This is a genomic window from Streptomyces apocyni (assembly GCF_009739465.1).
GTDB lineage: Bacteria > Actinomycetota > Actinomycetes > Streptomycetales > Streptomycetaceae > Streptomyces > Streptomyces apocyni.
The window spans coordinates 259,205-281,516 of sequence record NZ_WHOM01000033.1 but is presented as its reverse complement, the minus strand read 5'-3'; the positions used below and the strand labels follow the sequence as shown (position 1 = coordinate 281,516).

The window sequence follows — 22,312 nt, the reverse complement described above, 5'->3', positions numbered from 1 at the left end:
CCCAACGCCCGCTACGACGTGGTGGCCGTCGACCAGGTCTGACGCCCTGCGGGCGTCAACTCTCGGAGCCGGACGGGCCGTCGTCCTCCTCGGGGTCCGTCGCATCCGGCGACGGTGAAGGCGGCGAACTCGGCGAACCCGGCGGTGGCGAACTCGGCGGTGGCGGTGGCGACTCCGGGAGCGGCGGCTTCGGTGGCCGGGTCCGCCCGCTGGGGTTCTCCCGCAGGTACGAGCTCCCCTCGCCGCCGTCCGTCGCATGCCCCGGAGCCTGCGTGGGCCCGCCGTCCCGACGCCGCAGATACCGCTCGAACTCCAGGGCGATCGCCTCGCCGGACGCCTCCGGCAGCTCCGCGGTGTCCCGCGCCTCCTCCAGCGACTGCACGTACTCGGCGACCTCGCTGTCCTCCGCGGCCAGCTGGTCAACACCCAGCTGCCAGGCCCGCGCGTCCTCGGCCAACTCGCCGAGCGGGACGCGCAGATCGAGCAGGTCCTCCAGCCGGTTCAGCAGCGCCAGCGTCGCCTTCGGGTTCGGCGGCTGCGACACATAGTGCGGCACCGCCGCCCACAGCGACACCGCGGGCACCCCCGCGTGCGTACAGGCCTCCTGCAGCACACCGACGATGCCCGTCGGGCCCTCGTACCGGGTCTCCTCCAGGTTCATCGTGCGGGCCAGGTCCGTGTCCGACGTGACACCGGTGACCGGCACCGGGCGCGTGTGCGGAGTGTCGCCCAGCAGCGCGCCGAGCACCACCACCAGCTCCACGCCGAGTTCATGCGCGAAGCCCAGCAGCTCGTTGCAGAACGACCGCCAGCGCATCGACGGTTCGATCCCGCGCACCAGCACCAGGTCCCGCGGTTTGTCCCCACCGATACGGACCACCGAGAGCCGGGTCGTCGGCCAGGTGAGCCTGCGCACCCCGCCATCCAGCCAGACCGTGGGGCGGTTCACCTGGAAGTCGTAGTAGTCCTCGGCGTCCAGCGCCGCGAACACCTCGCCCTTCCATTCCCTGTCCAGATGCGCGACCGCGGCGGAGGCGGCGTCACCAGCGTCGTTCCAGCCCTCGAACGCGGCCACCATGACCGGGTCGATCAGCTCGGGAACCCCCTCGAGCTCGATCACCCAGTGCCTCCTTCCGACGAGCCTTACGTACGTGCCAACCTTACGGCGTCAGCCGGGTGCCTCCGCAGCCCCCTATATCGGCCTCATGCGCGGGAGTGAACTTCCCCGGCCGGTGTGTAAAGCGCGCCCAGCCAAGCACGAGAGAGGCGACCGTACCTACCCGGCCGCCCCTCGTCGAGCCCTGCTTACCGCTTGGCGATAACTGCTTGGTGATTACCGCTTGGCGTCGAGCATCCCCTGCACCTTGGCGCGTACGTCCTCGGTGTCCAGACCGCGGATCGTCAGCGTCGTACGGCGACGCAGCACGTCGTCCGCCGTCTCCGCCCACTCCTGGTCCCGGGCGTAGGCGACCTGCGCCCAGATCTCCGGGGCGTCCGGGTGGACGCGCTCGGCGAGCGCCGCGTCCTCGTTGGCCAGCCGCGCGATGTCGAAGGCCAGCGAGCCGTAGTGCGTGGCCAGGTGGCGCGCGGTGTCCGCGGCCATCCGCGGCCCGGGAGCCGGTCCGTCGACCAGCAGCCGGTGCGCGACCGCGCGCGGGTTGGCGATACCCGGCAGCGGGAGCTTCTTCGGCAGCCGTGAGATCGGCTCCATGTCCTCGCCCAGCGGGTGCCCCGGAAGCTCGGCCAGCTTGGTCATGACCGTACGGCCGATGTGCCGGAACGTCGTCCACTTGCCGCCCGCGACCGACAGCATCCCGCCACGGCCCTCGGTGACGACCGTCTCGCGCTTGGCCTTCGAGGTGTCCCCGGGGCCACCGGGCAGGACCCGCAGACCCGCGAACGAGTACGTGATCAGATCGCGGGACAGCTGCTGGTCGCGGATCGAGAAGGCCGCCTCGTCCAGGATCTGCGCGGTGTCCTGCTCGGTGACCGCGACATCGGCCGGGTCGCCCTCGAACTCCTCGTCCGTGGTACCGAGCAGCAGCATGTCCTCCCAGGGGAGGGCGAAGGTGATGCGGTACTTGTCTATCGGCGTCGCCAGCGCGGCCTTCCACGGCGAGGTGCGCTTGAGCACCAGGTGCGCGCCCTTGGACAGGCGGATGGACGGAGCCGAGTTCGGGTCCTCCATCTTCCGCAGGTGGTCCACCCACGGGCCGGTCGCGTTCAGCACCAGGCGGGCGGTGACCCCGAACTCACTGCCGTCGGTACGGTCCTTGAGGTCGGCGCCGGTGACCCGGCCCTGGGTGAAGCGCAGGCCGGTGACCTCGGCGTGGTTGAGCACGGTGGCGCCCGACTCGACGGCGGCGCGGACCGTCATCAGGGCCATCCGGGAGTCGTTCATCTGGTCGTCGCCGTACACGGCCACGGCCTTCAGGTTGTCCGTCCGCAGCTCCGGCACGTCCTGCGCGGCCTTGGACGGGCTGAGCAGATGGCCGACGCCGTCACCGAACGCGGACAGCGCCGAGTAGGCGAAGACGCCCGCGCCGAGCTTGGCGGCGCCGTGCGGGCCGCCCTTGTAGACCGGCAGGTAGAAGGTGAGCGGGTTGGCGAGGTGCGGTGCCACCTGGCGGGACACCGCACGCCGCTCGAAGTGGTTCTCCGCCACCAGCTTCACCGCGCCGGTCTGCAGGTAGCGCAGACCGCCGTGGAGCAGCTTGGAGGAGGCGGAGGAGGTGGCGCCGGCGAAGTCACCGGCGTCCACCAGGGCCACCCGCAGACCGGACTGGGCAGCATGCCAGGCAGTGGAGATGCCCAGGATTCCGCCACCGATCACCAGGAGGTCGTACGTAGCCTTGTTCAGCTGCTCCCGGGTTTCGGCGCGGCTCGGGTGGGAGCCGCCGGCCGGATGCAGCCCGAGAGCCGGGAGGGCCGAGCCGCTCTGCAGGGTGGTCGTCATGGGTTTTTACTCCTCGTCCTCGATCCAGCCCATGGTCCGCTCGACGGCCTTGAGCCAGCTCTTGTACTCGCGGTCCCGCTGGTCCGCTTCCATGCGGGGGGTCCACTCGGCGGCCCGGCGCCAGTTGGCACGCAGGGCGTCGGTGTCCGGCCAGAAGCCGACGGCGAGACCGGCGGCGTAGGCGGCGCCGAGGCAGGTCGTCTCGGCGACCATCGGGCGCACCACCGGCGCGTCCGTGAAGTCCGAGATGGTCTGCATCAGCAGGTTGTTGGAGGTCATACCGCCGTCGACCTTGAGGGCCGCGAGCTCGACGCCGGAGTCCTTCGTCATGGCGTCGGTGATCTCACGGGTCTGCCAGGCGGTGGCCTCGAGCACGGCGCGCGCGATGTGCGCCTTGGTGACGTACCGGGTGAGTCCGGCGATCACACCGCGGGCGTCGGAGCGCCAGTACGGGGCGAACAGGCCGGAGAAGGCCGGTACGAAGTAGGCGCCGCCGTTGTCCTCGACCGTGGAGGCGAGGGTCTCGATCTCGGCGGCGGAGTTGATCAGGCCCATCTGGTCGCGCATCCACTGCACCAGGGAGCCGGTGACGGCGATCGAACCCTCGAGGGCGTAGACCGGCTTCTGGTCGCCGATCTGGTAGCCGACGGTGGTCAGCAGGCCGTTGTACGAGTTGACGGGCGTGTGACCGGTGTTCATCAGCATGAACGTGCCGGTGCCGTACGTCGACTTCGCCTCACCCTGGGCGAAGCAGGTCTGGCCGAACAGGGCCGCCTGCTGGTCACCGAGCGCGGAGGCGACCGGGATGCCGTCGAGCACCCCGCCCTTGGCGGTGCCGTACACCTCGGCGGAGGACTTGATCTCGGGCAGAACCGCGGCCGGGATCTCGAGGGAGGCGAGGATGCGCTCGTCCCACGCCATCTCGTTCAGGTTCATCAGCAGGGTGCGCGAGGCGTTGGTGACGTCCGTGACGTGCACACCGCCGTCCGCGCCACCGGTGAGGTTCCAGATGACCCAGGAGTCCATCGTGCCGAAGAGGATGTCGCCGCGCTCGGCGCGCTCCCGCAGGCCCTCGACGTTGTCGAGCAGCCAGCGGACCTTCGGGCCCGAGAAGTACGACGCCAGGGGGAGGCCCGTCTCGCGGCGGAAGCGGTCCTGGCCGACGTTGCGGCCGAGCTCCTTGCAGAGCGCGTCGGTGCGGGTGTCCTGCCAGACGATGGCGTTGTAGACGGGCTCGCCGGTGTTCTTGTCCCACATCAGCGTGGTCTCACGCTGGTTGGTGATGCCGATCGCCTTGACGTCGGCGGAGGTGATGCCCGCCTTGGAGATGGCGCCGGCGACCACGCTCTGGACGTTGGTCCAGATCTCGGTGGCGTCGTGCTCGACCCAGCCCGGCTTGGGGAAGATCTGCTCGTGCTCGCGCTGGTCGACGGAGACGATCCGGCCGTCACGGTCGAAGACGATGCAGCGGCTGGACGTGGTGCCCTGGTCGATCGCGGCGATGAAGGGGCCAGCGGTGTGTGCGTCGGTCACGTTCTTGCTCCTGGAAGTCTGTGTGCGGGGGGCTGCGGTGGCTTACGCGAAGGCGATGCTGTAGATACCGGCGGCGACAGCGCCACCGATGAGGGGGCCGACGACCGGGACCCAGGAGTAGGACCAGTCGGAGCCTCCCTTGTTCGGCAGCGGCAGCAGGCTGTGCACGATGCGCGGACCGAGGTCACGGGCCGGGTTGATCGCGTATCCGGTCGGGCCACCCAGCGACAGACCGATGCTGACGACGACGAACGCCGTGATCAGCGCGCCGAGCGGGCCGAGACCGTTGCCCTCATCGTTAAGCCCCTGGGTGAGGATCGCGAGGACCAACACCACGGTGCCGATGATTTCCGTGGCCAGGTTGTAGACCGGGTTACGCACCTCGGGGCCGGTGGAGAAGATCCCGAGCACCGGGCCTGGCTCCGTGGTGGACCGGGCCACCGCCGTGTCCTGGGCGCCGGGGCCGCCCACGATCTCCTTGTCGGTCAGGTGTGCGAGGAACTGCCCGTAGTAGGCGATCCAGACCAGCACCGCACCTATCATGGCGCCGAACAGCTGGCCTATGACGTAGACCGGGACGTCATCCCAGCCGCCGTTCTCGATGGCCAGGGCCACCGTGACCGCGGGGTTGAGGTGAGCGCCGGAGAGGTGGGCCGTCATGTAGACGGCCGTCATGACCGCGAAGCCCCACCCGAAGGCGATGGCGACCCAGCCGGCGTTCTGCGCCTTCGAGCGCTTGAGGGTGACAGCGGCACAGACACCGCCGCCGAGGAGGATGAGCACGGCGGTACCGATGGTCTCGCCAATGAAGATGTCGGAGCTGGACACCGGCGACTCCTTTGTCCTTCGTCCAGATGGAACACCGAGTAGGTCGTACCCCGGGTCCTTCCGGTGGTCCGAGCCCTCGGTGAGGGCGGAATGCTCGATCCACGTCTGCCATACCCTACCCCGTATTGCCGGTAGGTGTTCGACAATGTCGACCGATGAACGGCAGTTTTGCGCCACGGTTAACGCGACGTCAAGACTTCGGTGTGACTTCTGTGGCGAGAGTCCCGATCGTTATCCGAGGGACCCCTGCGAGTGCCGGGAGGGCCGGGGCCGCCGCGACGGCGGCGCCAGGGCAGGCGCCGCTAGCGTGCCCCGCTCAGAACCGGCCCGCGCCCAGATCCCGCGACACGGAACGCGCGCAGTCGCGCACCGCCGCCACCAGCTCAGACCGCAGCTCCCCGGCCACACAGACCCGCTCCACGGCCCCGGTGATACCGACCGCGCCCACAGGCATCCGCCGCCGGTCATGGATCGGCGCCGCGACCGAGGCGACCCCTTCCCATGTCTCCTCGACGTCCGCGGCCCAGCCGCGAGCACGGGTCAGGTCCAGCACCTCCTCGAAGGCGGCCAGGCCGCTGACCGTACGCGGGGTGAGGTTCGGCCGCTCGACCTCCACGACCTCGCTGTGCGCGACCGGGTCGTACGCCGAGAGCACCTTGCCCAGCGCCGTGGAATGCAACGGCTGCATCGCTCCCACCTCCAGCACCTGGCGGCTGTCGTCGGGCCGGAAGACGTGGTGCACGATCAGCACGCCGTGCTGGTGCAGCACCCCGAGATAGACGCTCTCCCCGCTTGAGCGCGCCAGATCGTCCGTCCACACCAGCGCGCGGGCGCGCAGCTCGTGTACGTCCAGATAGCTGTTGCCGAGCCGCAGCAGCTCGGCACCCAGCTGATAGCGTCCGGACGGCGGGTCCTGCTCCACGAAACCCTCGTGCTGAAGGGTGCGCAGAATCCCGTGCGCCGTACCCTTGGCGAGATCCAGGGACGAGGCGATATCGGAGAGGCCCAGGCGTCGCTCACCGCCCGCGAGCAGCCGCAGGATGGCCGCAGCCCGCTCGAGCGACTGGATGTTCTTCGCCATCGGGTCGGCGCCCCCTTTGCCCTTTGTTTACTGCCGCTTCCATTGTTCGGCAATGCTGAACACTATCGGTCGATGTCGACCTTGTCCTAATGGTGCGGCCATGCGGTGCGCACACATCTCTACACGAGAGACGCGCCGTGATCCCACCCGCTGACCACCAGGTCACCGGGCGGCACGCCGTCCCGCCCGGTGGACACCCTTCCCATCGGAGCCCCGGTCGTGGATACCCTGGCGGCGTGCACTCGCCTGCCGGTGGGTGCAAAGCCGACAGCCGTCGCATCCCAGGGAGTACATCCATGGCCACGCTGCCGACCCCCGCATCCTCCAGCCAGGCCCGCGCCGACGCCCTACGCGAGGCACTCGCCTCGCGCGTCGTGGTCGCGGACGGCGCAATGGGCACGATGCTCCAGGCACAGGACCCCACGCTCGACGACTTCCAGCAGCTTGAGGGCTGCAACGAGGTACTGAACATCACCCGGCCGGACATTGTGCGGTCGGTGCATGAGGAGTACTTCGCCGTCGGTGTGGACTGTGTGGAGACGAACACCTTCGGGGCGAACTTCGCGGCGCTGAGTGAGTACGACATCACGGAGCGGAACTTCGAGCTCTCCGAGTCGGGAGCGCGGATCGCGCGGGAGGTGGCGGACGAGTTCACCGCCTCGACGGGGCAGCAGCGGTGGGTGCTGGGCTCGATGGGCCCGGGCACCAAGCTGCCCACGCTGGGACACGCCCCGTACGCGGCCCTGCGCGACGCCTACCAGATCAACGCCGAGGGCATGATCGCCGGTGGCGCGGACGCGCTGCTCGTGGAGACCACGCAGGACCTGCTGCAGACCAAGGCCGCGATCCTGGGCGCCCGCCGCGCCCTGGACGCGACCGGGATGAGTCTGCCGGTGATCTGTTCGGTGACGGTGGAGACGACCGGGACGATGCTGCTCGGCTCGGAGATCGGGGCGGCGCTGACCGCGCTGGAGCCGCTGGGCATCGACATGATCGGGCTGAACTGCGCGACCGGCCCGGCGGAGATGAGCGAGCACCTGCGCTATCTCGCCCGGCACTCGAGGGTGCCGATCTCCTGCATGCCGAACGCGGGGCTGCCGGTGCTGGGCAAGAACGGCGCGCACTACCCGCTGACCGCCGCCGAGCTGGCCGACGCGCAGGAGACCTTCGTCGGGGAGTACGGGCTGTCGCTGGTGGGCGGCTGCTGCGGCACCACGCCGGAGCATCTGCGGCAGGTCGTGGAGCGGGTACGGGACCTGCGCCCGTCGGTGCGCGACCCGCGCCCGGAGCCCGGGGCCGCGTCGCTGTATCAGACGGTGCCGTTCCGCCAGGACACCGCGTACATGGCGATCGGTGAGCGGACGAACGCGAACGGGTCGAAGAAGTTCCGTGAGGCCATGCTGGAGGCCCGCTGGGACGACTGTGTGGAGATGGCCCGGGACCAGATCCGCGAGGGCGCCCACATGCTCGACCTGTGCGTCGACTACGTCGGCCGGGACGGCGTCGCGGACATGGCCGAGCTGGCCGGACGCTTCGCGACCGCCTCCACGCTGCCGATCGTGCTGGACTCCACCGAACTCGACGTGATCCAGGCCGGGCTGGAGAAGCTCGGCGGCCGGGCCGTCATCAACTCCGTCAACTACGAGGACGGCGACGGGCCCGAGTCGCGGTTCGCGAAGGTCACCGCGCTGGCCCAGGAGCACGGGGCCGCGCTGATCGCGCTGACCATCGACGAGGAGGGCCAGGCCCGCACCGTCGAGCACAAGGTCGCCATCGCCGAACGGCTGATCGACGACCTGACGCAGAACTGGGGCATCCATGAGGCGGACATTCTCATCGACTGCCTCACCTTCACCATCTGCACCGGCCAGGAGGAGTCCCGCAAGGACGGGATCGCCACCATCGAGGCGATCCGGGAACTCAAGCGCCGCCACCCGCAGGTGCAGACCACCCTGGGCCTGTCCAACATCTCCTTCGGCCTGAACCCGGCCGCCCGCGTCCTGCTGAACTCCGTCTTCCTGGACGAGTGCGTGAAGGCCGGTCTTGACTCGGCGATCGTGCACGCCTCCAAGATCCTGCCGATCGCCCGGTTCGACGACGAGCAGGTCACCACCGCGCTGGACCTGATCTACGACCGGCGCGCGGAGGGCTATGACCCGCTGCAGAAGCTGATGGCGCTGTTCGAGGGCGCCACGATGAAGTCGATGAAGGCGGGCAAGGCCGAGGAACTGGCCGCCCTGCCGCTGGACGAGCGCCTCAAGCGGCGCATCATCGACGGCGAGAAGAACGGCCTGCACCAGGACCTGGACGAGGCGCTCACCGAACGCCCGGCCCTGGACATCGTCAACGACACCCTCCTGGAAGGCATGAAGGTCGTCGGCGAGCTGTTCGGCTCCGGCCAGATGCAGCTCCCCTTCGTCCTCCAGTCCGCCGAGGTCATGAAGGGCGCGGTCGCCCACCTCGAACCGCACATGGAGAAGAGCGACGCCGAGGGCAAGGGCACCATCGTGCTGGCCACCGTGCGCGGTGACGTGCACGACATCGGCAAGAACCTGGTCGACATCATCTTGTCCAACAACGGCTACAACGTGGTCAACCTGGGCATCAAGCAGCCCGTCGCGGCGATCCTGGACGCCGCCGCCGAACACAAGGCCGATGTGATCGGCATGTCCGGACTGCTGGTCAAGTCCACCGTGATCATGAAGGAGAACCTCCAGGAGCTCAACCAGCGCCAGATGGCCGCCGACTACCCCGTCATCCTCGGCGGCGCCGCCCTCACCCGCGCCTACGTCGAACAAGACCTCCACGAGATCTACGAGGGCGAAGTCCGCTACGCCCGCGACGCGTTCGAGGGCCTGCGGCTGATGGACGCGCTGATCGCGGTCAAGCGCGGCGTTCCCGGCGCGACCCTGCCCGACCTCAAGCAGCGCCGGGTCAAGGCCACCGCCACCGCCGTAGCCGAGGAGCGCCCTCAGGAGGGCCCGGCCCGCTCCGATGTGGCCACCGACAACCCGGTCCCCACCCCGCCGTTCTTCGGCACCCGCGTCATCAAGGGCATCCAGCTCAAGGAGTACGCCTCCTGGCTCGACGAGGGCGCGCTGTTCAAGGGCCAATGGGGCCTGAAGCAGGCCCGCACCGGCGACGGCCCGACCTACGAGGAGCTCGTCGAGACCGAGGGACGTCCCCGGCTGCGCGGCTGGCTGGACAAGCTGCACACCGAGAACATGCTGGAAGCGGCCGTCGTGCACGGCTACTTCCCGTGCGTCTCCAAGGGCGACGACCTCATCATCCTCGACGAGAAGGGCGGCGAACGGACCCGCTTCACGTTCCCCCGCCAACGCCGTGGCCGCCACCTGTGCCTGGCCGACTTCTTCCGCCCCGAGGAATCCGGCGAGACCGATGTCGTAGGGCTCCAGGTCGTCACCGTAGGCTCGAAGATCGGAGAGTCCACCGCCGAACTCTTCGAAGCCAACGCCTACCGCGACTACCTCGAACTGCACGGCCTGTCCGTCCAGTTGGCCGAAGCCCTGGCCGAGTACTGGCACGCCCGCGTCCGCAGCGAACTCGGCTTCGCGGGGGAGGACCCCGCCGAGATGGAGGACATGTTCGCGCTCCGGTACCGCGGCGCGCGCTTCTCCCTCGGCTACGGCGCCTGCCCGGACCTCGAGGACCGCGCGAAGATCGCCGAGCTCCTCGAACCCGAGCGGATCGGCGTCCAGCTCTCCGAGGAGTTCCAGCTCCACCCCGAGCAGTCCACCGACGCCATCGTCATCCACCACCCGGAAGCCAAGTACTTCAACGCCCGCTGAGAACCTTGTCGCGAGGCGCCATCGAGCGACGCGTCGTACACTGGTAGGTCCAGTGCAGGCCGGTCGTCTTTCCCCAGGGAACTCCCCGCCGGGAAAGGTGGCCGGCCTTCTCGTCCCTCATGGAGGTGCGCGGATGACGAGTACGGTCCCCGCAGTCGGCACGCAGTCCCAGACTCGCAACTCTGTTCGAGCGGTGGAGACCTCGCTGACCGACGGCTCCGCCCTCCAGGCCGTGCTGCTCGACATGGACGGCACCCTCGTGGACACCGAGGGCTTCTGGTGGGACGCCGAGGTCGAGGCCTTCGCCCAACTGGGCCACACCCTGGACGCCTCCTGGCGGCACGTCGTCGTCGGCGGCCCGATGACCCGCAGCGCGGGCTTCCTGATCGAGGCCACCGGAGCCGACATCACCCTCACCGAACTGACGGTGCTGCTCAACGACACCTTCGAGCAGCGCATCAGCCACTCCCTGCCGCTGATGCCCGGCGCCTCCCGCCTGCTGACCCAGCTGGCCGCGCACAACGTCCCGGCCGCCCTGGTCTCCGCCTCCCATCGCCGCATCATCGACCGGGTACTGGAGTCGCTCGGCCCGCAGCACTTCGCCCTGAGCATCGCGGGCGACGAGGTGTCGCGTACGAAGCCCCACCCGGACCCGTATCTCCTCGCGGCGGCGGGCCTTGGCGCCAAGCCGGGCCGCTGCGCCGTCATCGAGGACACCGCGACCGGAGTCGCGTCCGCGGAGGCGGCCGGCTGCCGGGTGGTGGCGGTGCCGTCCGTCGCACCCATCCCACCAGCGGCGGGCCGTACGGTGGTCGACTCGCTGGAGGACGTTGACCTTCCCTTTCTGCGGAGCCTGATGGCAGGAATGAACTGATCCGCACACCGAGCGTGTTCCGGTGAATGCCGAGGGAAGCGAAGAGCGTCAGCCCGTGCCTTTTCCGTGATGCATCGGATGGCTGAATTCCGATGCACGGTACTTCAGTTGAATGCGTGACCTTTCTCACGTGGTCCGACGTCGACACGGCTCAGGCCGTGTGCTGAGGCTGCCCGAAATGCGTGACCTGGCGTGCCCTTGTGTCCCGATTGATAGTCAGGTGCACGAAACATTCCACTGTTCGGATATCGGTGCGTCGCGCGTCCGTGCCGCTGCGTGATTACCGTCCAACTCCGGGACCCTCCAGTTGCCCTGGCGCCGCGGACTAATCTCGTGGTCGAGAACATCGACGTAACTCCCGTGATCTGGCAACACACCCCAGTTGCCGGGAACACGGGAACCAACGCTGGAGAGCTTCGAGAATGAACCGAAGGACATGGGCGCTGTCGGCCGCCATCGGTCTGCTCGCCCCCGTGCTCGCTGCCTGCGGTGGATCAGGCAGTGGCGGGGGCGGCGGAGCGATCGTCGTCGGCACCACGGACCGGTTCTCCGCGAAGCAGGCTCCCGCACTCTTCGACCCGGCCTACGCCTACGACGCGGGCTCCTGGAACATCCTCCGCCAGACCGTCCAGAGCCTTCTGCACCTGCCACGCGGCGGCGGCGAGCCGGAACCCGAGGCGGCCGAGCAGTGCGGCTTCACCGACACCGGCAGCGAGCGCTACGAGTGCACCCTGCGCGAGGGGCTGAAGTTCTCCGACGGCAGCAGCCTCAGCGCCGAGCATGTGAAGTACTCGATCGACCGGGTACGGACCATCAAGGACGAGAACGGCCCGCTCAACCTCCTCGCCGGCATCGACACCATCGAGGTCCAGGGCGACCGCAAGGTCATCTTCCACCTCGAGGAGCCGGACGCCACCTTCCCGCAGAAACTCGCCACCCCGGCCGCGGGCATCGTCAACCCCAAGGCCTACGACGCGAAGAAGCTCCGCGAAGGCTTCAGCGTGGACGGCTCCGGACCGTACTCCCTCAAAGCCGAGGTCAAGGGCGACGAACTCGTCAAGGCCGTCTTCACCAAGAACCCCCACTACAAGGGGGCGTTGAAGACGAAGAGCGACAAGATCGAGCTGCGTTCCTTCGCCGACACCGACGCCATGGGCAAGGCGCTCAAGGACGGCGGCATCGACCTGATGACCCGCACCATGTCGCCCGAGCAGATCGAGCAACTGTCCAAGGAATCCGGCGGCGACATCGACCTCGTCGAGATGGCCGGCCTCGAAATCCGCTACCTCGCCTTCGACACCACTGCCCCGAGCGTGCGAAGCAAGGCCGTACGGCAGGCCATGGCCCAGGTCATCGACCGCGAGAAGCTCGTCTCCAAGGTCTACGGCACCACCGCGGAACCGCTCTACTCGCTCGTCCCCGCCACCGTCATCGGGCACACCAACGCGTTCCTCAACACGTACGGCAAGCCCAGCGTCGACGACGCCCGTGCCACGCTCGCCAAGGCCGATGTGCCAACCCCCGCCAAGCTCACCCTGCACTACACCACCGACCACTACGGGCCCGCCACCAAGGGCGAGTTCGAGATGCTGCGCGCGCAGCTCAACGACAGCGGCCTGTTCGACGTCACCATCAAGGGCACCGCGTGGGACACCTACCGCGCCGCCCAGCGAGACCGCGAACTCCCCGTGTTCGGCATGGGCTGGTTCCCCGACTTCCCCGACGCCGACAATTTCCTCGCACCCTTCCTGGACGAGGACAACTTCCTCCACTCGCCCTACGTGAACCAGGCCATCCGCAAGCAGCACATCCCCCAGTCGCGCCGTGAGGCGGACCGGATCACCGCGGCCGACAGCATCGAGAAGATCCAGGACATCGTGGCCCGGGACGTTCCCGTGCTGCCGCTGTGGCAGGGCAAGCAGTACGTCGCCGCGCGGGACAACGTCACGGGCGTGGAATGGGCCCTCAACTCGTCCTCCAACCTCCAACTGTGGGAACTCGGCCGTGGCGTAGGCAAGTAATGCCCGCTTCCCGGCCCTCCAGCACACACGTACGCACGTACCAGGCACGCAAGCACGCAAGAACGCAAGTACCAAGTACCAACGGAACAAGGAACAACGTGAAGAAGCACATCCAGTGGCCGGCCTCCCTGCTCGCTACGGGGCTCGCCGCCGGACTGCTCACCGGCTGCGGCAGTGAGCAGGGCGATTCCGCGGGCTCAGGCGACGCCGTGGTCGTCGGGATGTCCGACGAAGTCCAGTCCGTCGACCCGGCGGCGGGCTACGACCCAGGTTCGTGGCTGCTGTTCAACAACGTCTTCCAGTCGTTGCTGAGCTTCCCCAAGGGCGGCACCACACCCGAACCCGAGGCCGCCAAGCAGTGCGGATTCACCGACGCCCAGACCAAGGTCTTCGAATGCACCCTGCGTGACGGGCTGGAGTTCAGCAACGGCAACTCCCTCACCTCGAAGGACGTCAAGTACTCCTTCGACCGCACCCGGAACATCAACGACGACAACGGCCCGGCCGTCATGCTCACCTCCATCGACCGCATCGAGACACCCGACGCCAAGACCGTCGTCTTCAAGCTGAAGGTGCCCGACGCCACCTTCCCCAGCAAGATCGCCTCTGGCGCGGGCTCGATCGTGGACCACCGCAGCTACGACTTCGACAAGCTGCGCACCGACGGCCAGGCCGTCGGCTCCGGGCCGTACGCACTGGACTCCTTCGGCAAGAAGGAAGCGGTCTTCAAGGTCAACGGCAAGTACCAGGGCACCGCCCAGGCCAAGAACTCCGGGGTGACCCTGAAGTTCTACGCGGGCGACCAGAAGCAGCTCAAGAGCGAACTGCTGGACGGCAAGGTGCACGTCGCCTACCGCGGACTCGCCGCCGAGGACATCGCGGCCATCGAAGAGGGCACCAGCGGCAAAGAGTCGAATATCGACATCGTCGAGGGCTCCAGCGCCGAGGTCCAGCACCTGGTCTTCAACATGAACGACCCGGTCGCCGGAAAGCTCGGCGTCCGCAAGGCCATGGCCTACCTCATCGACCGCGAAGCCGTACTCGCCGAGGTCTACCGCGGCACCGCCGCGCCCCTGTACTCGATCGTCCCGGCCGGCATCACCGGCCACAACACGGCCTTCTTCGACACCTACGGCGGCCGCCCCCAGCGCGACAAGGCCGCCAAGGCACTCAGCGACGACGGCATCCACGACAAGGTCAAGCTCACCCTCTGGGCCACCCCGACCCGTTACGGCCCCGCCACCGTCGAGCAGTTCAAGGCCATCGCCAAGCAGCTCAACGACAGCGGCCTGTTCGACGCCGACGTGAAGTCCGCGCCGCTCGACGAGTACAACAAAGCCATCGAGGCAGGAAAGTACGGCGTCTACGTGAAGGGCTGGATTCCGGACTACCCGGACCCCGACAACTTCACCCAGCCGTTCTTCGGCGACGACAACGTCCTGCTGAACAACTACACCAACAAGTCGATCACCGACCGCATCATCCCGGCCACCTCCGCCCTCACCGAGCGCTCCGCCACCGAGAAGCAGTACGGCGAGCTGCAGGACACCGTGGCCAAGGAACTGCCCATCATCCCAATCTGGCAGGGCAAGCAGTACGCGGCCGTCGGCGAGAACGTCACCGGGCTCGAGTGGTGCCTCGACGCGTCCACCGTCTTCCGCTTCTGGGAGATCGCCAAGCACTGACCCCCGCACCCAGACGAGAGCGGGCCGCCCCCTGAGGAGGGGCGGCCCGCTCTCGTCCGTACCAGCGCAGTCCGAACCCGCGCTAACCCTGCGCGCCAGGGCGCACCAGACCACTCTCATACGCGTACACCGCGGCCTGCACCCGGTCACGCAGCCCCAGCTTCGTCAGCACATGACCCACATGCGTCTTGACCGTGGTCTCACTGACAAACAGATCCGCGGCGATCTCCGCGTTCGACAGCCCCCGCGCCACCAGCTTCAGCACCTCGACCTCCCGCTCGGTCAACGTGTGCAGCGTGTCCGGCACCGGCTCGTCCCCCGACGGCAGATGCCCCGCGTACTTGTCGAGCAGCCGACGCGTGATACTCGGTGCCAGCATCGCCTCACCCGACGCCACCACCCGGATCGCCTGCACCAGCTCATGAGCCGGAGCGTCCTTCAGCAGAAAACCACTCGCCCCGGCCTTCAACGCCTCGACCACATACTCATCCAGGTCGAACGTCGTCAGCACCAACACCTTCGCCGGACCATCCCGCCCCGGACCGGTGATCTGACGCGTCGCCTCGACCCCGTCCATCCGCGGCATACGGATATCCATCAACACCACATCGGGCTGCAACGCCCGGACCTGGTCGAGCGCCTGCAGCCCGTCCCCGGCCTCCCCGACGACCGCCAGATCCTGCTCGGCCTCCAGGATCATCCGAAAGCCCGTACGCAGCAGCGGCTGATCGTCGACCAGCAGGACGCGGATCGCCACAACACATCTCCCTTAGCTAGACCGGGCCCATTCTGCCCTGCCCCGCGCCCTCAGACCCCGGCGCCCTCAGAGCCTGACTTTGAACCCCCGCCTGCGCCCCGACGCCCGGCACGCACGCTCGCCGCACGGCGTCCCAGGACAGGTGGCTCCGCCACATGACCTGGGACGCCGCACGCCGATCGCACGCACCGACCGCCGCTGCGCCCGCGCTTCGCGCGAACGACGGGGGTTCAAAGTCAGGCTCTCACCAAAAGCGGATACGGCGGGGGAGTACCACCAAACTCCGGACACACCGCCTGATGATCACACCAGCCGCACAGCTTGCTCGGCCGCGGCCGCCAGTCACCCGTCTCCGTAGCCCGCCGAATCGCCTCCCACAGCGCGTGCAGCTTCCGCTCCACCCGCTCCAGATCCGCCACCACCGGGTCATACGTGATCACATCACCACTGCCCAGATACACCAGCTGCAGCCGCCGCGGCACCACACCCTTCAACCGCCACACCACCAGGGCATAGAACGTCATCTGGAACAACGCACCCTCGGAGTACTCCGGACGCGGCGCCTTACCCGTCTTGTAATCGACGATCCGCACCTCACCCGTCGGCGCCACATCCACCCGATCGATGATCCCCCGCAACCGCAGCCCCGACTCCAGCCGCGCCTCCACGAACAACTCACGCTCAGCCGGCTCCAACCGCGCCGGGTCCTCCAACGTGAACCACCGCTCCACCAGCGCCTCAGCCTGCTCCAGCCACCGCGCCAGCCGCTCACCCGCCGCCTGCTCATCAGCGTCCGCGAACAACTCCGACAGCTCCGGCTTCGCCTCCCGCAGCCGATCCCACTGCCCCGGCACCAGCGCCTTGGCCGCCGGCGCCGTACGCTCAGCGGCCGGCACGTCAAAAAGCCGCTCCAGCACCGCATGCACCAGCGTGCCCCGCGTCGCCGCCTCACTCGGCTTCTCCGGCAGCTTGTCGATCACCCGGAACCGATACAGCAACGGACACTGCATAAAGTCACTAGCCCGCGACGGAGAGAGCGACACCGGGCCCGCGGCGGCCACAGCGGCATCAGAGCTGACATCCATGGGCAAGACCCTACGACCCACCACTGACAGCAGCCGCATACCATCGACGTCAGACCCTCTCGCACTGCATGATCGTGGGACAACGTCACCGACAGCGAGAGACACTTACCCGAAGGGACTGAGGGGACACAGTGGACGACAGCGGCGGGAGCGGACGGCCGCAACCCGGCAAGGGCGAAGCGGACCCCGCCACCGACAACGACACGCCGCAGCTCCCGCAGAAACCAGCAGGCAAACCCGAGCGCCCCCGCGAACCCGGCGGCGGACTCCTCATGGGCCGCCCCTTCGGCGTGCCCGTATACGTCGCCCCCAGCTGGTTCCTCGTCGCCGCCCTCATCACCTGGGTCTTCGGCGGCCAGCTCGAACGCGTCCTCCCCGAACTCGGCAACGCCCGCTACCTCGTCTCCCTCTTCTTCGCCGTCGCCTTCTACGCCTCCGTCCTCGTCCACGAACTCGCCCACACCGTCGTCGCCCTGCACTACAAACTCCCCGTCCGCCGCATCCAGCTCCAGTTCTTCGGCGGCGTCTCCGAAATCGAGAAGGAATCCGAGACCCCCGGCCGCGAATTCCTCCTCGCCTTCGTCGGCCCCCTCCTCTCCCTCGCCCTCGGCGGAGCCTTCTACCTCGGCATGCAGACCGTCGAAGCAGGCACCGTCCCCGGAGTCCTCCTCGCCGGACTGATGATCTCCAACCTGATCGTCGCCGCCTTCAACCTCCTGCCCGGACTCCCACTCGACGGCGGCCGCATGCTCCGCGCCGTCATCTGGAAAGTCACCGGCAACCCCATGACCGGCACCGTAGCCGCCGCCTGGTTCGGCCGCGCCCTCGCCGTCACCGTCCTCATCGGACTCCCCCTCCTCACCCAGACCGGCGCCATCGGCGAACCCAAGAACGGCGTCGGCATGGACACCGTCATGGACGCCCTGCTCGCCGCGATCCTCGCCGCCATCATCTGGACCGGCGCCGGCAACAGCCTCCGCATGGCACGCCTCCGCGAACACCTCCCCACCCTGCGCGCCCGCACCCTCACCCGACGCGCCGTCCCCGTCGAATCCGACACCCCCCTCTCCGAGGCCCTCCGCCGCGCCAACGAATCCGGCGCCCGCGCCCTCGTCGTCGTCGACCCCCACGGCGACCCCCTCGCCGTCGTCCGCGAAGCCGCCATCGTCTCCGTACCCGAACACCGCCGCCCCTGGGTCGCCGTCAGCGGCCTCGCCCAGGACCTCACCGACGACATGAAACTCTCCGTCGAACTCTCCGGCGAAGAACTCCTCGACACCCTCCGCGCCCACCCCGCCACCGAATACCTCGTACTCGAGGACACCGGCGAGATCTACGGCGTACTCTCCACCGCCGACGTCGAGCGCGCCTTCGTCAAAGCCATGGCCAGGCCAAACTGACCCAGCCCCACCCCCCAGCCGCACCCCCAGGACCCCCACACCCGTGGTCAGCCGCCCCACGCCGGACCGGTACGCTGGTCACATGTCCGAACCGACCGGTGCCGCCCGCCGCCGCGGGCCCTTCAAGGTCGGGGACCAGGTGCAGCTCACCGACCCCAAGGGCCGCCACTACACGTTCACGCTCGAGGCCGGGAAGAACTTCCACACCCACAAGGGTTCCTTCCCCCACGACGAACTGATCGGCGCCCCCGAAGGCAGCGTGGTCCGCACCACGGGAAACGTCGCCTACCTCGCGCTGCGCCCCCTGCTCCCCGACTACGTCCTGTCCATGCCCCGCGGCGCCGCCGTGGTCTACCCCAAGGACGCGGGACAGATCCTGTCCTTCGCCGACATCTTCCCCGGCGCCCGCGTCGTCGAGGCAGGAGTCGGCTCCGGCTCACTCAGCAGCTTCCTCCTGCGAGCCATCGGCGACCAGGGCATGCTGCACAGCTACGAGCGCCGCCAGGACTTCGCCGACATCGCCCAGCAGAACGTCGAACGCTACTTCGGCGGCCCCCACCCCGCCTGGGAACTCACCGTCGGCGACCTCCAGGACAACCTCAGCGACACCGACGTCGACCGCGTCATCCTCGACATGCTCGCCCCCTGGGAGTGCCTGGACGCCGTCTCCAAGGCCCTCGTCCCCGGCGGCATCGTCTGCTGCTACGTCGCCACCACCACCCAGCTCGCCCGCACCGTTGAATCCATCCGCGAGATCGGCTGCTTCAACGAACCGACCGCCTGGGAATCGATGATCCGCAACTGGCACATCGAAGGCCTCGCCGTCCGCCCGGACCACCGGATGATCGGCCACACCGGCTTCCTGCTCACCGCCCGCCGCCTCGCCGACGGCGTCGAGCCCCCGATGCGCCGCCGCCGCCCCTCCAAGGGCGCCTACGGCGAGGACTACACAGGCCCCAACGCCGGAGGCGGAACCCCCACCGCCAGCTAGCCCCACCAGCCACAGCACAACCCTCAACGACAAGTCCCCGCCGCCGAGTTCCCCGCACCACCGGAGAACTCAGCGGCGGGGACTTTCCGTTGAGAGCCCGCCTCCGAACCAAACCCCAGAACCAGACCGCGGAACCAGACCGCGGAACCAGAGCTCAGAACCAGACCCCACCATTCCGCCCCACTGTGAGGTATGGCACGATGCTGGCCACCCCCACCGGCACAGCCCTCACAGGAGACACTCCTCGTGCAGCACCCCGCCGTCCCGGAACTCGCACACACCCGCACCCGCCCCATCCACTGGCTCACGACCGCCACAGCCCTCGCCGCCGTCGTCGCCCTCGCCACCCTCACCCAGCCCAGAAACGCCACCGCCGCAGCACCCAGCCCACCCCCACCCGCCGCAGCCGCCAGCGCACCCGACCCAGGCACCATCGACTACCCCATGCGATGCGGCACCACACCACCCCAAGTCCAGCACCAAGCCAGCACCGACCTCGACCACGACGGCCACCCGGAAACCATCGCCGTGGTCCGCTGCGCCGCAGGCTCCGGCACCCCACCCAGCGGCATCTACGTCATCACCGCACCCCCGTCCACGGCGCCCCGCATCGTCGCCACGCTCGTCGACCCCGCCGACCGGCTCAGCGTCAGCGACTTCGCCGTACAAGACGACACCGTCACCGCCACCCTGTACGGCTACTCCACCCCCGACGTACCCCGCTGCTGCCCCGACCAGCAAGAGAAAGCCAGCTGGCAGTGGAAAGACGGAACATTCCTTCGCTCACCGCAGGCAACCGCCCACAGCCTGTGACTACGGCGCGTCAGGCCCGTACACCTCGACCTGGTCCGACACCCGCCGCACATGAATACAGTCGCCCGGACACTCCTTCGCCGAATCCGCGACATCCCTGAGCAACGGCAGCGGCACGCGCGTGGTCGCCCCCACCTCCTGCAGCAGCTCGTCATCGGCGCTCTTCACATAGGCCAAGCCATCGATGTCGAGCTCGAAGACCTCTGGCGCGTACTGCGCACAGATGCCGTCGCCGGTACAGAGATCCTGGTCGATCCAGACCTCCAGAGCCTCGCCGCCATCGACGGTGGGCGCCTCGTGCTGCACGGTCATCTCTCCTGCCGTTTCCTCCGCCAGACCACCCGCCACAGGACAAGTCGGGCCAGCCCTGACGGGTGTTGAACGTTTCGACGATACAACCGCTCGCTTTCCGATGTTGTTCCGTGGGTATTCACCTGGCGTGAGGGAGTACGCAAGGGTGAAGATCGGACACACCCCGACCGTCTTTGTGGATCTAGGGGTTTCAATCCGTACCTGCCCAGGTAGGGTCAGGAAGCGTCCAGCTCCCCTTGGAGGAGGTGAGGACCGTGGCAGCCCACGACGACGACATGAACCGCGGCATCCGCCCGGGTCGAGGGTCCGATGACCCTGCCGGTCAGATTGCCTACCTAGAGCAGGAGATCGCCGTCCTGCGACGCAAGCTCGCCGACTCACCGCGCCACACGAGGATTCTCGAAGAGCGCATCGTCGAGCTGCAGACCAACCTGGCCGGAGTCTCCGCACAGAACGAACGACTCGCGAACACACTCCGTGAGGCCCGAGACCAGATCGTGGCCCTCAAGGAAGAAGTCGACCGGCTCGCCCAGCCGCCCGCCGGCTTCGGCGTCTTCCTGCACGCCAACGAGGACGACACCTGCGACATCTTCACCGGAGGCCGCAAACTCCGCGTGAACGTCAGCCCCAGCGTCGAGCTCGACGAGCTCCGACGCGGCCAGGAAGTCATGCTCAACGAAGCGCTCAACGTGGTCGAGGCCATGGAGTTCGAGAGCGCCGGAGACATCGTCACCCTCAAGGAAATCCTCGAGGACGGCGAACGAGCCCTGGTCATCGGACACACCGACGAAGAACGCGTCGTACGACTCGCCGAGCCCCTGCTGGACATCAACATCCGAGCCGGCGACGCCCTCCTACTCGAACCACGCTCCGGATACGTCTACGAAGTCATCCCCAAGAGCGAGGTCGAAGAGCTCGTACTCGAAGAGGTCCCCGACATCTCGTACGAGAAGATCGGCGGCCTCGGCGGACAGATCGAGATGATCCGGGACGCCGTCGAGCTCCCCTACCTCCACCCCGACCTCTTCAAGGAACACGAGCTCAGGCCCCCCAAGGGCGTACTGCTCTACGGCCCCCCCGGCTGCGGCAAGACACTCATCGCCAAAGCCGTCGCCAACTCCCTTGCCAAGAAGGTCGCCGAAGTCACCGGACAGCCCGCCGGAAAGAGCTACTTCCTCAACATCAAGGGCCCCGAACTCCTCAACAAGTACGTCGGCGAGACCGAGCGGCACATCCGCCTCGTCTTCCAGCGTGCCCGCGAGAAGGCCAGCGAAGGCACCCCCGTCATCGTCTTCTTCGACGAGATGGAATCCCTCTTCCGCACCCGCGGCAGCGGCGTCAGCTCAGACGTGGAAAACACCATCGTCCCGCAGCTCCTCGCCGAGATCGACGGAGTCGAAGGCCTCGAGAACGTCATCGTCATCGGCGCCTCCAACCGCGAGGACATGATCGACCCCGCGATCCTGCGCCCCGGACGCCTCGACGTAAAGATCAAAATCGAGCGCCCGGACGCCGAAGCGGCCAAGGACATCTTCACCAAGTACCTGAAGCCCACCCTGCCGCTCCACGGCGACGACCTGGCCGAACACACCGGCGACCGCCAGGCCACCGCCACCGCCATGATCCAGTCCGTCGTCGAGCACATGTACGCCGAATCCGAGGAGAACCGCTTCCTCGAGGTCACATACGCCAACGGCGACAAGGAAGTCCTCTACTTCAAGGACTTCAACTCCGGCGCCATGATCGAAAACATCGTCGGCCGCGCCAAGAAGATGGCCATCAAGGCCTTCCTCGAACACAACCAAAAGGGCCTCCGCGTCGCGCACCTCCTCCAGGCATGCGTCGACGAGTTCAAGGAGAACGAGGACCTGCCCAACACCACCAACCCCGACGACTGGGCCCGCATCTCCGGCAAGAAGGGCGAACGGATCGTCTACATCCGCACCCTCGTCACCGGAAAACAGGGCGCGGACACCGGACGCTCCATCGACACCGTGGCCAACACCGGCCAGTACCTGTAAAACCAAGGGCGGCTGCGGGTGCCCCACACGGGTACCCGCAGCCGACTGCATTCCAGGCCAAAACCATGCACCACCAATGACTGAAACGATCTCCCCACCAGCACAAAGGCGCTCTAGGCTCTTCGGTACCGCCGAGTCGCGCAGTG

The 22,312-nt window shown here is 68.1% G+C and carries 16 protein-coding genes; 8 read left to right on the top strand and 8 right to left on the bottom strand.

What is annotated here, in order from left to right:
- Positions 1-55 precede the first annotated feature (55 nt).
- The 5 genes from GCN81_RS01870 to GCN81_RS01850 all read right to left on the bottom strand — a co-directional run bounded on the left by GCN81_RS01870 (position 56) and on the right by GCN81_RS01850 (position 6,398).
- Positions 56-1,120: a PAC2 family protein gene (locus GCN81_RS01870; RefSeq protein ID WP_231626297.1), complete on the bottom strand. Its 1,065-nt coding sequence runs from the start codon at positions 1,118-1,120 to the stop codon at positions 56-58.
- Between the two features lie 213 nt (positions 1,121-1,333).
- Entirely contained in the window at positions 1,334-2,956 is a 1,623-nt protein-coding gene (locus GCN81_RS01865; RefSeq protein ID WP_156721623.1) for a glycerol-3-phosphate dehydrogenase/oxidase, read from the bottom strand.
- A gap of 6 nt (positions 2,957-2,962) precedes the next feature.
- Positions 2,963-4,489 (bottom strand): glycerol kinase GlpK, encoded by a 1,527-nt coding sequence (gene glpK, locus GCN81_RS01860; RefSeq protein WP_156721622.1) that lies wholly within the window; start codon positions 4,487-4,489, stop codon positions 2,963-2,965.
- Between the two features lie 42 nt (positions 4,490-4,531).
- Entirely contained in the window at positions 4,532-5,317 is a 786-nt protein-coding gene (locus GCN81_RS01855; RefSeq protein WP_156721621.1) for an MIP/aquaporin family protein, read from the bottom strand.
- A gap of 316 nt (positions 5,318-5,633) precedes the next feature.
- The gene (locus GCN81_RS01850; RefSeq protein WP_156721620.1) at positions 5,634-6,398 is read right to left on the bottom strand and encodes an IclR family transcriptional regulator; all 765 of its coding nucleotides are present in this window, start codon (positions 6,396-6,398) and stop codon (positions 5,634-5,636) included.
- Positions 6,399-6,694: 296 nt separating this feature from the next.
- Between GCN81_RS01850 and metH the strand changes: the two genes are divergently transcribed.
- The 4 genes from metH (at position 6,695) to GCN81_RS01830 (ending at position 14,787) form a co-directional block, all read left to right on the top strand.
- The gene (gene metH / locus GCN81_RS01845) at positions 6,695-10,207 is read left to right on the top strand and encodes a methionine synthase (protein WP_156721619.1); all 3,513 of its coding nucleotides are present in this window, start codon (positions 6,695-6,697) and stop codon (positions 10,205-10,207) included.
- A gap of 133 nt (positions 10,208-10,340) precedes the next feature.
- Entirely contained in the window at positions 10,341-11,081 is a 741-nt protein-coding gene (locus GCN81_RS01840; protein ID WP_156721618.1) for an HAD family hydrolase, read from the top strand.
- A 422-nt stretch (positions 11,082-11,503) separates the two neighbouring features.
- A complete protein-coding gene (locus GCN81_RS01835; protein WP_156721617.1) occupies positions 11,504-13,102 on the top strand; it encodes an ABC transporter substrate-binding protein in 1,599 nt (532 codons plus the stop codon).
- A gap of 98 nt (positions 13,103-13,200) precedes the next feature.
- Entirely contained in the window at positions 13,201-14,787 is a 1,587-nt protein-coding gene (locus GCN81_RS01830) for an ABC transporter substrate-binding protein (protein ID WP_231626296.1), read from the top strand.
- A gap of 82 nt (positions 14,788-14,869) precedes the next feature.
- Here GCN81_RS01830 and GCN81_RS01825 read toward each other — a convergent pair whose 3' ends face one another.
- Positions 14,870-15,544 (bottom strand): response regulator, encoded by a 675-nt coding sequence (locus GCN81_RS01825; protein ID WP_156721615.1) that lies wholly within the window; start codon positions 15,542-15,544, stop codon positions 14,870-14,872.
- Between the two features lie 236 nt (positions 15,545-15,780).
- Positions 15,781-16,629, bottom strand: coding sequence for a RecB family exonuclease (locus GCN81_RS01820; protein WP_156721614.1), 849 nt, complete (start codon positions 16,627-16,629; stop codon positions 15,781-15,783).
- A gap of 131 nt (positions 16,630-16,760) precedes the next feature.
- On the opposite strand from GCN81_RS01820, the gene GCN81_RS01815 reads away from it, so the two are divergent.
- From GCN81_RS01815 to GCN81_RS01805, 3 genes are all read left to right on the top strand, one after another.
- Complete coding sequence (locus tag GCN81_RS01815) at positions 16,761-18,029, top strand: site-2 protease family protein (RefSeq protein WP_156721613.1); 1,269 nt, start codon at positions 16,761-16,763, stop codon at positions 18,027-18,029.
- A gap of 82 nt (positions 18,030-18,111) precedes the next feature.
- Positions 18,112-19,020, top strand: coding sequence for a tRNA (adenine-N1)-methyltransferase (locus tag GCN81_RS01810; protein WP_156721612.1), 909 nt, complete (start codon positions 18,112-18,114; stop codon positions 19,018-19,020).
- A 246-nt stretch (positions 19,021-19,266) separates the two neighbouring features.
- Positions 19,267-19,833 (top strand): hypothetical protein, encoded by a 567-nt coding sequence (locus tag GCN81_RS01805; protein ID WP_156721611.1) that lies wholly within the window; start codon positions 19,267-19,269, stop codon positions 19,831-19,833.
- On the opposite strand, the gene GCN81_RS01800 is transcribed toward GCN81_RS01805, so the two are convergent.
- Positions 19,834-20,145: a ferredoxin gene (locus GCN81_RS01800; RefSeq protein ID WP_156721610.1), complete on the bottom strand. Its 312-nt coding sequence runs from the start codon at positions 20,143-20,145 to the stop codon at positions 19,834-19,836.
- Positions 20,146-20,399: 254 nt separating this feature from the next.
- On the opposite strand from GCN81_RS01800, the gene arc reads away from it, so the two are divergent.
- On the top strand, positions 20,400-22,166 hold the full coding sequence (arc, locus tag GCN81_RS01790) for a proteasome ATPase (protein WP_156721609.1): 1,767 nt from the start codon (positions 20,400-20,402) through the stop codon (positions 22,164-22,166).
- Positions 22,167-22,312 lie beyond the last annotated feature (146 nt).